This is a genomic window from Deltaproteobacteria bacterium, assembly GCA_026388415.1.
Classification (GTDB): domain Bacteria; phylum Desulfobacterota; class Syntrophia; order Syntrophales; family JACQWR01; genus JAPLJV01.
Window position 1 is genome coordinate 1 of record JAPLJV010000028.1, and the last position, 13,139, is coordinate 13,139.

At 55.2% G+C, this 13,139-nt stretch carries 16 protein-coding genes; 7 read left to right on the top strand and 9 right to left on the bottom strand.

Going from position 1 to position 13,139, the window contains the following annotated elements; translation table 11 throughout:
- The 6 genes from NT140_06575 to NT140_06600 all read left to right on the top strand — a co-directional run.
- The coding region (locus NT140_06575) for a hypothetical protein (protein ID MCX5831535.1) at positions 1 to 268 on the top strand (268 nt) is incomplete at its 5' end.
- Positions 265 to 636 carry a thioredoxin family protein gene (locus NT140_06580; protein MCX5831536.1) on the top strand — a complete coding sequence of 124 codons (372 nt, stop codon included), beginning with the start codon at positions 265 to 267 and terminating at the stop codon, positions 634 to 636. The genes NT140_06575 and NT140_06580, both read left to right, overlap by 4 nt.
- 11 nt (positions 637 to 647) lie before the next feature.
- Positions 648 to 1,355 (top strand): sulfite exporter TauE/SafE family protein, encoded by a 708-nt coding sequence (locus NT140_06585; protein MCX5831537.1) that lies wholly within the window; start codon positions 648 to 650, stop codon positions 1,353 to 1,355.
- A gap of 108 nt (positions 1,356 to 1,463) precedes the next feature.
- Positions 1,464 to 1,706 carry a hypothetical protein gene (locus tag NT140_06590; GenBank protein ID MCX5831538.1) on the top strand — a complete coding sequence of 81 codons (243 nt, stop codon included), beginning with the start codon at positions 1,464 to 1,466 and terminating at the stop codon, positions 1,704 to 1,706.
- A gap of 124 nt (positions 1,707 to 1,830) precedes the next feature.
- Positions 1,831 to 2,418 carry a thioredoxin domain-containing protein gene (locus NT140_06595; protein MCX5831539.1) on the top strand — a complete coding sequence of 196 codons (588 nt, stop codon included), beginning with the start codon at positions 1,831 to 1,833 and terminating at the stop codon, positions 2,416 to 2,418.
- 46 nt (positions 2,419 to 2,464) lie between these two features.
- Positions 2,465 to 2,914, top strand: coding sequence for a hypothetical protein (locus NT140_06600; GenBank protein ID MCX5831540.1), 450 nt, complete (start codon positions 2,465 to 2,467; stop codon positions 2,912 to 2,914).
- 39 nt (positions 2,915 to 2,953) lie between these two features.
- On the opposite strand, the gene NT140_06605 is transcribed toward NT140_06600, so the two are convergent.
- The 8 genes from NT140_06605 to NT140_06640 all read right to left on the bottom strand — a co-directional run bounded on the left by NT140_06605 (position 2,954) and on the right by NT140_06640 (position 11,382).
- Positions 2,954 to 4,285 (bottom strand): hypothetical protein, encoded by a 1,332-nt coding sequence (locus NT140_06605; GenBank protein MCX5831541.1) that lies wholly within the window; start codon positions 4,283 to 4,285, stop codon positions 2,954 to 2,956.
- Positions 4,286 to 4,297: 12 nt separating this feature from the next.
- The gene (locus tag NT140_06610) at positions 4,298 to 5,026 is read right to left on the bottom strand and encodes an outer membrane lipoprotein-sorting protein (protein MCX5831542.1); all 729 of its coding nucleotides are present in this window, start codon (positions 5,024 to 5,026) and stop codon (positions 4,298 to 4,300) included.
- A 9-nt stretch (positions 5,027 to 5,035) separates the two neighbouring features.
- Complete coding sequence (locus tag NT140_06615) at positions 5,036 to 6,274, bottom strand: ABC transporter permease (protein ID MCX5831543.1); 1,239 nt, start codon at positions 6,272 to 6,274, stop codon at positions 5,036 to 5,038.
- Positions 6,267 to 6,971 (bottom strand): ABC transporter ATP-binding protein, encoded by a 705-nt coding sequence (locus NT140_06620; protein MCX5831544.1) that lies wholly within the window; start codon positions 6,969 to 6,971, stop codon positions 6,267 to 6,269. Before NT140_06620 ends, NT140_06615 begins: the two co-directional genes overlap by 8 nt.
- 88 nt (positions 6,972 to 7,059) lie before the next feature.
- Positions 7,060 to 7,200 (bottom strand): hypothetical protein, encoded by a 141-nt coding sequence (locus tag NT140_06625; GenBank protein ID MCX5831545.1) that lies wholly within the window; start codon positions 7,198 to 7,200, stop codon positions 7,060 to 7,062.
- A gap of 56 nt (positions 7,201 to 7,256) precedes the next feature.
- The gene (locus NT140_06630) at positions 7,257 to 7,781 is read right to left on the bottom strand and encodes a Spy/CpxP family protein refolding chaperone (protein ID MCX5831546.1); all 525 of its coding nucleotides are present in this window, start codon (positions 7,779 to 7,781) and stop codon (positions 7,257 to 7,259) included.
- A 427-nt stretch (positions 7,782 to 8,208) separates the two neighbouring features.
- Positions 8,209 to 10,893 carry a heavy metal translocating P-type ATPase gene (locus tag NT140_06635; protein ID MCX5831547.1) on the bottom strand — a complete coding sequence of 895 codons (2,685 nt, stop codon included), beginning with the start codon at positions 10,891 to 10,893 and terminating at the stop codon, positions 8,209 to 8,211.
- Positions 10,894 to 10,986: 93 nt separating this feature from the next.
- Positions 10,987 to 11,382, bottom strand: coding sequence for a PadR family transcriptional regulator (locus NT140_06640; protein MCX5831548.1), 396 nt, complete (start codon positions 11,380 to 11,382; stop codon positions 10,987 to 10,989).
- A gap of 109 nt (positions 11,383 to 11,491) precedes the next feature.
- Between NT140_06640 and NT140_06645 the strand changes: the two genes are divergently transcribed.
- Positions 11,492 to 11,710 (top strand): DUF2703 domain-containing protein, encoded by a 219-nt coding sequence (locus NT140_06645; protein MCX5831549.1) that lies wholly within the window; start codon positions 11,492 to 11,494, stop codon positions 11,708 to 11,710.
- Positions 11,711 to 11,823: 113 nt separating this feature from the next.
- On the opposite strand, the gene NT140_06650 is transcribed toward NT140_06645, so the two are convergent.
- Positions 11,824 to 12,846: a cation diffusion facilitator family transporter gene (locus NT140_06650; GenBank protein MCX5831550.1), complete on the bottom strand. Its 1,023-nt coding sequence runs from the start codon at positions 12,844 to 12,846 to the stop codon at positions 11,824 to 11,826.
- Positions 12,847 to 13,139 lie beyond the last annotated feature (293 nt).

Below are 13,139 nucleotides of genomic sequence, written 5' to 3' on the forward strand. Positions count from 1 at the left end.
ATTTCCTGACGATACCCAGGTAAGTGTTAATGGTTTGGACGAGACAATGGCCGACCTCTACTCTGAAGGCAGGCAAGCGAATCAGGAGACCGCCGCGGAGATCATTAAAAGGTTGGAAGTCCTGAACAACTATGTCCCCTCATCGGACCGCACCCGTAAAGAGTACGCTTATGTCCTGCTGAAGGGGTACCGGGAGTACGTGCAGGGTCGTGCCGACAGCAAACCGGAAAAGGCGATCAAGACTACCGAATCAGGGGCTGTGAAATGAAAATAAGTTTTACCAAGGTTATTATCGGCATCATTTGTTTTTCGTTCCTGCTGTTGTTCGCATTGCCGGTGGCGGCAGAAGTCCCCGTCAAGGGTATGGTCACGATGGTTGATCTTGGCGCGAAAAAATGTATCCCCTGCAAGATGATGGCGCCGATCTTGGTAAAACTGGAGAAGGCGTATGCCGGAAAGGCGGCGGTGGTTTTCCTCGATGTCTGGGAGGACCCGGCTCCGGCCAGATATTTTGGCATCCGAACCATACCCACTCAGATATTCTTCGACAAACAGGGTAGGGAAACCTACCGGCATGAGGGATTTTTCAGCGAGGAGGAGATCGTCCGCCGGCTCAAGGATATGGGCGTAATATAGAAGGGATAACCTTGCTGACAACATTCTTTATCACCATCAATGACTGGATCACCGGCGCGACCGCCCTGGCGGCGCTGGGCTGCTTTTTATGGGGCATGGTCAGCGTCCTGCTGAGTCCCTGTCATCTGGCGTCCATCCCGCTGGTCGTGGCCTACGTGGCCGGTCAGAAGCAGGTTATGGCGCCGAGGCAGGCCGCCCATTACGCCATTTTTTATACTGTGGGGATGTTCATCACGATCGCCGTCATTGGCGTCATCTGCGCGCTGCTGGGACGGATGCTCGGGGATGTGGGCAACTACTGGCAGATTGTTGTCGGTCTGATCCTGATCTGGGTCGCCCTGGGGATGCTGGGGGTGGAGAAGTGCAATCTTTCCGGCAGTTGGCTGCAAAAGTTAAATGTCAAAGGGCGGGGCGGCGCGTTTCTCCTGGGCCTGGCGTATGGGGTTCTCTCCGGCTCCTGCACCTTCGGCTTCATCGCTCCCATTCTGGCGATCATCACGGTTCAGCAGAAGGTAATGGCCGGCGTCATGCTGATCCTGCTATTCGCCCTGGGACACTGCCTCCCCATCATGATCGCCGGCAGCTCCACGGCGGTAGTCCGACGCCTGACGGAGAGCGAAATCTGGCTCGGATCGGGGGACTGGTTCAGGAAGGGCGCCGGGGTTTTCATCGCCCTGCTGGGAATCTATTTCATCACCAGTCCCTTTTGGATCGGGTGAATTTATGTTCATTCCCCGATTCTTAAAAAACCACCATAGGAGGCCATTATGGTAAATGAATCAGCTAAGGAAGTCATAATCATCCATTACTGCGTGGAATGAGGTTTTTTGAAAAATGCCGCCGGTCTGGCGGAAGCAGTGATCGAGACTTTCGGGGTCCAGCCGCAATTGATCGAGGGCCATAACGGCATATTCGAGGTGCTGCTCGACAGCCGGGTCATCTATACCAATCAGTCCGCTTGCAGCCGGATGCCGACCATCCCCGAAGTCCTTCAGGAGATCGGCCGGCGTTTCAAGCCGCTATCAGGCAAGGAGCACCGGACCATGAATGCTTTTCCCCTGGTCAAGTAGCGGGAAATCTGGGGACATCCATACCAGTTATTTTCGGAAACTGGAAGAGCTCCTGAATAATAAACTTTGAGCAAAATATGGGTGCATGGTTTTCTTCAGATCGAGAAAGGAGAAAAAATGATTTATGGAGATCAAGACTCATAAACAATTAACAATCAGTTTTTTAACGATGATCATCGCCGGGTTGATCGTTGTGGGGATCGGATCGGCAGAGGAGCGGAATTTGCCGTTTCCGTCCTACGGCTCTGGTCCCGTCGAGGTGCGGCTCTACACGGATTATTTCTGTCCCCCCTGCCGGGCGATGGAACCTGCCGTGGAACCGCTGCTGAAAGACCTGCTCAAGAAAAATATGATCCGGCTGACCCTGGTGGACGCCCCCTACAATCCAGCCACGCCTCTCTACGCCAAATATTTTCTTTACGCCCTCAACGAGAATAATGATCTGGATCATGCCTTCCGGGTTCGGAACATCCTTATTGAGGCCGCCACCAACAAAGATTTTAAGACGCAGGAACGGATAGAGGCCCTGTTCAAGGAAAAGGGAATCCCCTCTGCGGTTTTCGATGCCAAACCCGCGTTTGACCGGTACAACGCCCTGATCAAGGAGGACAAAATCAACGCGACACCCACCTGCGTCGTAATCAGGAACGGTCAGAAGAAGGCCTTCGTCGGGGGACCGGACATCATAAACGCCCTCAAGGCCCTCCCATGAATCAGCATCTTCCTAAAGTGTCACCGGCGGGCGGGAAGGACAATTTATGACGTTCACCAAGGTATTGAAAATCATTAACGCAGTATTCCCTATCATCGGCATCGGTTTGATGATCTTTTACGAGGTCTGCGATACTTCCTGTTCCTCCCTGCAGGGGACATTTTTCAGCGTGGATATGAATGTGATCGGAATCCTCTATATGGCCGTACTCCTGGCATTGACCCTGCCGCCTGCTTCCCGTTACGCCACGTCCGTCAATCACCTGCGCACGATGCTGCTTTCCGGCGCCCTGGGTGGAGAAATTCTCCTTGTTCGGTTTCAGATTGTCCATGATACCTACTGTCCTTTCTGCCTGGCCTTCGGTGTCTGCATCGTCGCGCTCTTTATCGCCAATTTCATTAAGATGAACAAATATCTAGCCCTAGGCGCCTTTCTGGCCGGTCTCGCCGCCTTTGCCCTGTTCTTTAAGGGGTCCGTCCTGCCGCTCTACATTTAGGCGATGCTCCTGTCCATGGCCAGATCAAGCAGAGCGACATTAAAAATAATATCCTATCCGGAGTTCCATCCGGTAATCGTTCGGCTTTTCGCCGAATTCCGAATCCCGGCTGCCGCGGATAAATCCTGCCCGGAGGCGGAGTTCCAGGTTGGTGACCCCTGTGTAGAGCAGCTCCGGCGTGACGCTGTAGCTGTGGTCATTGAGATTGACCATCGTCGTCAGGGCGGGTGTGAAATACAGAATATCAAAAGGCTCCTTCTGGCTGAGCCTCAGGTAAAGATAATCCTCCATCGGACTGTTGCGTCCATAGCCGCCCTGGGTCAGATTTTGGGCGTTGGTCAGGAGCGAGGCATTGCCCGTCGCGTTGTAGAGTTGGGAGCCACGGTGAATCAGGCTGAAATAATTGTTCATTTCGTCGGCTCTGAAACCCGTGCCGTTGTGGTAGTATTCAAGAATGGTCGTCAGGTCAAAGGTGGTGAGATGGCGAACGCCGATCAGGCCGCTGACGGCGTCGCTCGTGTCCGACAACACTGCACCGCCGGCATCCAGAAACCGTTGCTGGTAGTCCCGGATCTGGGCCAGTTCGCCGTGGATTTCCAGATTGGTCGTGATGTTACGGGAAAAATCCATCCCCATGCGGGCCGTGCGGCTGCCGTCGGCGACATAGACAAAGTCCAGATCCGTATCGTACCACAGGAGATAGACCTTCGTGGCTACGTTGAGCCGGTTGTTCACGCCGGCATCGTCGTTGATATGATCATAGACGGGAAAGAGGACCGGCGTGAAGGCAAAGGTTTTCAAGGGGCCGTCGAAACTCCGGATGTAATCCAGCGTGGCCACGATGTTTCCCTCCAGGGAAAGTTCCGGATCGTTGGGGTCTTTGGTGCGGTCGAGAAAATTGACAGGGTTCCAGGCGTAGCCCTTTCCCCAGCGCAAATTCTTCTTGCCCAGCTCGAACTTCCAGGAATCCGTCGGCTTCAGGGTTCCATAGCCCTCATAAATGGCCGTCCGCTCATTGCTGCCGGCATTATCCGTGTAGCGGTAGTCCGTATTGGTTTTAACATAAACGCGGCCCAGGCCTTTTTCGTAGCTCCCTTCCAACTGGAGCCGGGCGTTCCCTTCCGTCAGCGAAGCTTCCTGGTCCTTATTGTAGTATTGAAGCTGGTAGAGGGCGGCATCCTTGTTCAGGACATTGAGGACAGGGCGTAATTCCACATAGCCGCCGAAATGATAGGGTTTCTTTTCAATTTCCGAATCGTCGAGGGTGTAGGATTCCCCGGCAAGGGCGGACACGGGGAGAAACAACAACATGACGATGAGCAGACAAAAACTTCTGACCCCGATAGAGGGCCTAAAGGTCAAATTTCTCATGGAAAAATCCTATCAACGCAGGGACTCCAGGCTCGGCATGTAGGTCAGGGTGAAGACCTCATCCTTGAAAGAGCGCTTCTTGAGTTTGGCGAAGATCATGACCGATTTGTAGCCCTTGTAAAGCGGGCTGTCGGTCTCTATGACCGCAGGTCTGACGATGCCGCCGCCGAAATCCTTGACATCTTTGAAATAGAGGGTCTTGATCAGCATGCTCGCCTCGGTGAGGCATTCAATCTTTGTCGGAAGCTGTTTTCCTTTGTCCGCCCATATTTTCAGCCGGTCATAGGCCACGGTCCTGGTTTTGGCCTTGAGATACAGGAGATATTCGCCTCCCTTTTCCTCAACCTTTTCCACATCGTATTCCGCGGCATAATCCAGTTGCAGGATGTCGGCATTGTTGAAGACGCCGCCCACCACCGACTGGAGGCTGGTGATGCGGATGGGCTTGCCCACATTCGGGATATAAAACCACATGTTGTCGCCCAGCCTTAGGGTGCTTCTGCCATTTTCACTAGCCGGGGCGATGAACAGTGAAGCAACCTTGTCGGTCCCCTTTTTTACGGTAAAAAGGGTAAATTCTTTCTTTTTGCCGTCGGGCTCGATATTGATGAGCTTCCGGTAGGACTCATAGGATTCAGGACTGAGGTTTCTGTCCACCTGTTTCAAAAGCGCCGTGCCGTCAATGGCATAAGCAGGGATAGCAATAAGCAAAGATAAAAACGCAAAAATAATTTTCAGCATGCAAGCCTCCTATACGTGTCTGAGCGCCTGGATCGGCTCCATGCGCGACGCCTTGAAGGCGGGCTGAAGACTGGCGATTACCGAGACGATGATTACGGTTGCCGAGATCATGAGAATGTCGGCCGGATAGACGCCGGCCTGGAGGATAAACCCCTTCTGCTGGCCGAATTCGTAACTGATTTTGAACAGGTTCAGGATATAGACGAGGGCGATGCCCACGATATCGCCGATCAGAGCGCCTGCGACCCCCATACAGAATCCCTCGATCACAAACATGTTCAGAATCTTGCCGGGGAGCGTGCCGATGGCTGCAATCGTGCCGATCTCCCGGATTCTTTCATACACGGCCATGATCATGACGTTCATGATGCTGATGAGGACAATGGCGATCAGCATGAGCTTGATGAAGAAGGTCATCACGTCTATCATCCGGGCGATGTTGAAGAAGGGCGAGAGCTTTTCCCAGGTGTGGAGTTCAAAAAGGGGTTTGCTCTGCTGGTTCAGCTCTTTGGACAGCAGGCCATCCAGTTTTTCGCTGAAGAAGCCGAGCTTCCCGAAGTCCTTGAGTCGGACGGCATATTCGCTCACCTGCTGGCCGTCCATCCGCAAAATCTCCCGGGCGTCGTCCATGTGGATGTACCCGTCCCGACCGCCGGGGCCGGTCGCGCTCTCCATGACCCCCGTCACGGTGAACTGCTTGCCGTTGACGGAGCCGTCTGCGTTGGTGGCCACGATGACCACCGCGTCGCCGGGCTTAACCTTCATACCCCGGGCGAGAAGATCCGGGATCAGAATGCCGCCCGGTTTCAGGTCCTTGCCGCCGTTGTTCACCCTTCCGGGAAGCAGCGGGACCGTCTTGAATTCCTTCTCCGGGTAGATCGCGGTCAGGCGCATGCTCGACGTCTCCGTAAAATTGCTGAACATGCCGCCGAATTTGATGCGCGGCGACCAGGATTCGATCTCGGGCTGCGCGTCGAGAATCTTTTCCAGCCTGCCGATGGCGTCCCCCTTGAGGTTGAGGTTGAGGGGCAGGGTCTCGATGGAGGCGACAAAACCTTTCCGGTGCACTTGCATGTGCCCCAGCATGGAGTCCGTGATCTGGCCGATCATCATGCTCTTAAACGAGCCGGAAACAGAAACGAAAACCAGAACAAAGACCACGCCCACGGTGATCAGGGAAGCGGTAAGCAGCGTTCTGCGTTTGTATCTCAATAGATTCCGGATCGCAATTTTGAAGAGATTACCCATTGCCGTTACCTCCTTTAGTTCTGGTGTCGTTCATTTTTCCGTCTTCAAGCAGATAAACGATTTCCGCCTCGCCGACGATCTTCTGGTCATGGGTCGAGAATATAAAGGTAGTCTGGAATTCGTTCCGCATCTTTTTCATCAGGTTCAGCACCATAAAGGCCGTCTTGTGATCTAAATTGGCAGTGGGTTCGTCTGCCAGGACGAGCTTGGGATTGGTAACCAGGGCCCGGGCAATCGCTACCCTTTGCTTCTGCCCGCCCGAGATCTGGTCGGGATATTTGTCCCTCTGATCCGCCATGCCCACGGCCTCCAAAAGCGAAGTCACCCGCCGCTGCCGTTCTTCCGGCATGACCTTTTGCACCATGAGGAGGGGGTATTCGATGTTTTCGTAGACCGTCAGCACCGGCAGGAGGTTGAAATCCTGGAAGATAAAGCCGATGTTGGCGCCCCGGAAGAGGGCGCTTTGTTTGCGATCCAATTTCCCCACATCGGCGCCGGCCACGGTAAGCCGGCCGGAGGTAGGCGCGTCCAGACAGCCGATCAGGTTCAGCAGCGTCGTCTTGCCGCTCCCCGAAGGCCCGATAAAGGAAACAAAAGAGGCGGGATCAATCGCAAAACTGATCCCCTGAAGGGCTGGTATGACCACCTCGCCTAACCGGTAATCCTTGTGAATGTTTTCTGCCATGATCAATGCCACGTTTTCCTTCTCCTTTCTTTTTCCCGTCCAAGGGGGACAGGACTGTTACTGGGCGTCAGACTGAAAAACCGCTCCAGGGTTTTTGTCTTTATGGATTTGTCTGATTATTCACTGTTTTTCTTATGCCGTTTTCCGCCTTGGCGATGGTTTCGCCGACAAGCTTGCCTTGATCGAAGCTAAGGGCGCTGTGCTTCCGGTAGTGAGAAGTGGCGCCCTGCACAGGGAGCAAGGCGCCGCTTCGCTTTTAAACTCATTGCTCTAAAATATCAGCGAGCTGGGGGGCTGTTATCTCATCCCCCACCCGCCGTAGGAATGGCCGCGCCCCCTGCTAATGCCTGCCTGCCCCATACCCATGCTGCCCTGATTCATACTCATGCGTGGGCCGTTACCCCGCCCAGCGCCATAAGCCTGCACCTTGGTCTGCTGTTCCAGGGTCAGGACATTAAAGACGGTCAGGCGATGGTTCGTCATCTTGTCCTGTATCTGATCACGCAGGGCGCGGACTTCCTGATCAGCCGCTGTAATCTTGTCCCGATCGGGCGCCTGTTGCAACCAGAGCAGTCTGAGTTCGCCGCGTTTGCTGTAGAGCTTGTTCTGAAGAGGCTGGATTTCTTTCAACTGCGCCTCCTGCAGGCTTCTGATCTTTGCCGTCTGGTCTGCCGTCAGGTTCAGGCCCTGCCACGCGGTTATATCACCCGCATAACCAGAGCCCGGGCCGTTGCCGCCCGCCGCTCCCCGGTACGCTGAAGCCGGGGACACCATGATTGCCGCAAGGGCAATCGCCGCTAAAAACATCACTACTTTCTTCATGGTTCTTGTCTCCTATTTGTTGGTTAGTTGGCAAAATAGCAACCAAGAACCATGCCATTGAAGCATACAGGCATTAAGGCATTCAATTTATTTGACTATTAAGAATTGTGTTCTCCGTAAAGGCAGGTCTTCTCGCAATGCGTCTGGATACATTATATCCATCTGCTGTATTCGGTTGGATATAATATATCCGGCTGAGAGACTTAGGGGATTTATTGACCATCGATCATACTCGAATAGAGGGGGGGTACATTCTGTTGTCTTGGCCGGGAAATAGGGGCGCCTTTCTTCTCTGCATCGGTGAGGATGTTTGGCAAATATAGAGGCACCATACCAGCTATTTTCGGAAACCAGTAAGGTGTCCCCGTATTGCATGTTCCAATCTCCTTTTCGATTATTTCCATCGATTCCTTGAGCTGCGTGGCTCTTATCTTGAAATCACCAGAACCGCTTTCGCTCCCGCTTTCTTCACTGCCGTTTGAATGTCCTGCACGGACAAAGCCGACGGGTCGTAGGTAATCTTCATCTGGTTGGTGATGGGGTTCAGTCTGAAGGTCTTCACGCCCTTCAGGGCCTTCACTCGCTTCTCGACGATCTGCCCCTCACAGGAACAGCCGGCCCCATCAATCCGGAACGTCACCGAGTCCAAACCATTCGGTCCCTTCGCCTCGTTGATAATGGGTGCTGAAGCAGATGCCGCGCTGGTCGCCTCCCCACCCGAGCAGCAGAGCCCCTGGGGCGCAGCCATAGTGAAAATTGGAATAGGCGCTTTCGTCGCCGCATCCACACTGGCGCAGCAGCCCGAGCCCTTCGCCTTGTCGACGACAAGGACTGGCATCGACACCCCGAGCATGGGCTCCCCGCAAGCACAGCCGACCTCACTTGTCGCGAAGGGTGAGGCCCCCGGAGTGACCTGTTCGTTCGTTCCCGACTTGACTCGGACCGGTGCCGTCGTTTCAGCAACCACCGGCGCCGCCGTCCCAGTGCTCTGCCACTTCAGTAACCGCAGGGCGTTGGCGATCACGAACAGCGCGCTTGCCTCGTTGAGGAGCAGCCCCGTGACCAGCCCGAGATAGCCGAGCAGGGCCATGACCACCATGAAGGCGACGTTGACTAGGGAGACCACTATATTCTGCCGGATCGTAGCAACCACCCGGCTGGAAAGCTCACGTACAAAGGCTATCTTCGCAAGGTCGTCAGACATCAGGACGACGTCCCCGGCCTCGATCGCGATGTCCGTACCCGCTGCCCCCATCGCGATACCCACGTCGGCGACTGCCATCGCCGGCGCGTCGTTGATGCCGTCGCCGACCATGGCTACCAGGCCGTATTTCTCCCGGAGCCTACGAATCACGTCAACTTTGTCTGTGGGCAGAAGCTGGGCGTCATACTCGTCAACCCCCACCCGATGGGCGATGGCCCGCGCGCTCCGCTCGTTGTCCCCGGTGAGCATCACCGTCCGGACCCCGGCTCGTCTCAGACGCTGCAGGGCCTCAACCGCCCCGGGCCGAACGGTATCGGCGATTGCCACGAGGCCGGTCAGGCGTCCATCGGCGCTCACCAGCACCACAGTCTTGCCTTCGTTCTCAAGGCGGGCAACAGCCTTTTCGGCCACTCCAAGAGATATGCCCTGCTCCAGGTGACAACGGGGGCTGCCGACCACGCAGGACCGCCCGCGGACGGTGGCCGTAACCCCAAGCCCGGCGTTCTCGTGGAAGTCCTCCATCGGCTGCCCGGAGAATACCCCACTCTCCCGCGCCTTCCGGACGATTGCGGCCGCCAGCGGGTGCCCGGATCGCGACTCGATCGTGCCGGCAAGATCCAGCACCTCTTGCTCCCCCATGCTGCCGAAGGTCAGGACATCCGTGACCTCAGGACGCCCGATGGTCAAGGTACCCGTCTTGTCGAAGGCGATAACCTTCACTCGGTCGATAATCTCAAGGTACGTGCCTCCCTTGAAGAGTGTTCCTTGGCTGGCCGCCTTCGCCATGGCAGCCACGATGGCCACTGGGACGGAGAGGGCGAGGCCGCACGAGCAGGAAACAACGAAGACCACCAGCCCCCTGTAGATAAAGGGTAGCCATTCGGTTCCCATGAACAAGGGCGGTACAATAGCCACCAGCACGCCAAGGACGAACATGGCCGGCGTGTAGTATACGCCGAAGGAGTCTGAGAACCTCTGAAGCTTGCCCTTTTTGGCCTGCGCTTCTTCCACCGAATAGATGATCTTGGAGAGCATCGTCTCGGATGCGGGCTTACCTACCTCCACTTCGAGTGACCCATTCTGATTGATGGTTCCGGCGAAGACATCACCACCGGCCTCCCGCAGTACCGGGATCGGCTCCCCGGTGACAGCCGCCTGATCCACATAGGACGAGCCTCTAACGACACGACCGTCGACTGGTATGCGTTCGCCTGGCCGGACCACAACGACATCTCCGACCGTAATCTGTTCAATCGGGCGCACCACCTCCCCGATTTCCGTGAGGACAAGTGCCTCCCTGGGCATCAATTCCGTGAGTGAGCGAATCGCCCCACGGGCCTTGTCAACTGCGTAGGACTCGAGAACGTCGCCGAGCGAGTAGACGAAGATAAGAACGGCCGCTTCACCCCACAAACCGAGCGCCATGGCGCCGCCGGAACCTATCAACATGAGGAGGTGGATCGTCGGCGTGAGGTTTACAAGAGCAACCAGCGCCTTCCGCGCCGGATAATAGACGCCGGCGAGGACAGAGAGCACGTAGAGCCCGTTGGCGACCAGAGGTGACACGCCCAGTTTCCCCGATACAAAGGCGATGAGGGCGAGAAGGCCGCACCCGTAAAGGGCGAGCTGCTGCTTCTCCCGCCACCAGGTGCTGCTCCGGCTCTGGCTCTTCTGCAGCGACGCCCTCATGCCCGTCTCTGAGATCGACCGGACAACGTCCTGGATCGTTGTGGACCCGTGGTCGTAGGAGACCCGGAGCAGGTGGGTTATTGGGTTGATCTCATGGCTCCGGACACCGGCCAGCGCCCTTATCTTTTTTTCGATGAGAGTTGCTTCACAACCACATTCCATTCCTTCGATCTGAAGCGTGACAGTCTCGATTCCTTGTTCATTCTCATGGTTATCCATACCAAGTCCTCCTCTTTTCCCCTCAACCTGCTCTCTCCGAACAGGAATTGTTTCAAACATGGGTAATTCCTCCCATCAACTTTAATTAAATATCTATTTCACGGCGAGACGCCTTTTCATCTTTTCAACAGAAACGGAATCATCGCATTCTATCGCCTTGTAAATATAGGGAATTGAAGAGCGCCACGCATCGAGCGCCGCGCGGTAGGCCTCAACTCCCGAAGGTGTCAGGGCATAGACCCGCCTCTTCTGAGCACCCTTGAGTTGCTGCTCTTCGCTGACTTCCGTATAACCCTGTTTCGTCAATTCCTTGAGGATTGGATAAATAGTTCCCAATGTGGGCGTACAGCAGCCGTTAGTCATCGACTGGAGTTCCTTCAAGATCCCGTAGCCATGGTTAGGCCCCTCAGACAGTACCTTGAGGACCAGGATCTTGGTGAAACCGATATTGATCAGTGATTTCCAGTAACTTGCTTCTGTAAGTTTCATCGGACGACGACGCCTCCCCAGCATTTTCATTATATTGTATGTCAATACAATGACGTCTATCTTAATTGTCAGGGCTTGTCAAATCTTTTTTGTATGAATCCGAACGGGTTTGACAACGCCGTCCCAAGAAGCGAAGGAGAATGCCCTGTTGAGTGCACCGACGATACGGCTGAATGGCCGGGATATCGCCCATGACATCCGCGAATCGATATGCGAGTCCTGCGGGGATCTTACCGATAACAACACCAGGCTTGACTGTCGTGAATGGCATTACTGCGGCAAGGTTTACTTTGCAGCGCTGTTGTCCCTGCTGTCGAAGCGATTATGAGCGCCATGCTGAACCTGGAAGCGCCGCCGGTCGTTCCAGGCCCATTGAAAGATTGCCGGAAAACTTTCAGCCGGAGATAAACACCTTCTTCAATCCCATCTTTTCCTCCCTCCTCAGTTGCAGTGGTTGCAATGTTCCATCTCCCCGGCTGAAAAGGGCAGGATCTGGAGCGTCGTGTGGTTGATCCCGTACTTCTGAAGCAGCATTTCCTGGACAGTGCGGATGATTGTTTCGTGGTCTGGGGACTCCTCGCCGGATTTAACATGGGCGGAGAGCAGTTTCTGCTCGGAACCGGTCTCCCAGATATGGAGATCGTTGACCTCCGCCACACTGGGGATGGCCAGCAGGTCATTCTTGACCTGAAGGAAATCAATACCGGGCGGTACGGCGTCCATCAGCGAATTGACCGCCTGCCGGACGATCTTGTATATCTCACGGGCGATAACCAGGCAGATCACCAGCGAGAGGATAGGATCGACGAAACGCCAGCCGAAAAACATGATCAGCAGCGCGCCGACAATCACCGCGAGGGAGAACAGGGAATCCTGGAGCGAATGGAGCCAGGCGCTTTTCATGTTGATATTCCGCGCCGAGATCCTCTGCAGCAGTAGCGTGGCCGCCCCGTTCCCGACGAAGGCTACGACGGCGACCCAGAGCATCACCTGGCCGGAGACTTCCGCAGGCGCCGTGAACCGCTTGAGGGTCTCCCAGAAGACGAAGGCGATCACGACGGACAGACCGATGCTGTTAACGAAAGCGGCGATAAACTCGATCTTCCGATAGCCGTACGTTTTCGTCTCATTCGCAGGGCGGCGTGCGACCTTCTCCGCCCAGTAGCTGAAGAGCATGTGGGCGATGTCGCTCAGGTTGTGGACGGCATCCGAGATTAGCGCCATACTCTGGATCATCAGGCCGAAAATCATCTCGAAGACGACGATCCCGCCGTTGATCACGATGGCGAAGATCAGGTTTTTCAGCGACGCCGGCGTTTCGTGACTGTGGTTGTGACCGGGGCTATGGTCATGGTCGTGGTTTTGTTTCATGTCTGTTTGCCTCTTTTTATTTTTCAAATGTCTGTTCCGAATTTCCGCCTCGGATCGGTCTCGCGCGGCAAACAGCCGCTCTTCCGAAATCATCCCCCGACGGCGTCCTCCAATCTTATGCACAGCGTAGAACGCCCCTCGCCCACAGGCAATCATCGCAGACAGGGGATGTAGATGGTCAGGGACACGCTTTATTCATTCCTCTCAGACGTCATCGCCATAATGACCTGGTAAGCCATTTGGAACCTCCTGCAGCCTTTCTTTAAAGCGAGCATTGAACCTATCGCTATGTGATAGCGCATTTTCCTTTCTCGGTGGATACGCACTTAGAAACCCACACCTACCCCTGCTCCGCCTTCAATTTTCCTTCCTCCTTCAATTGTTTC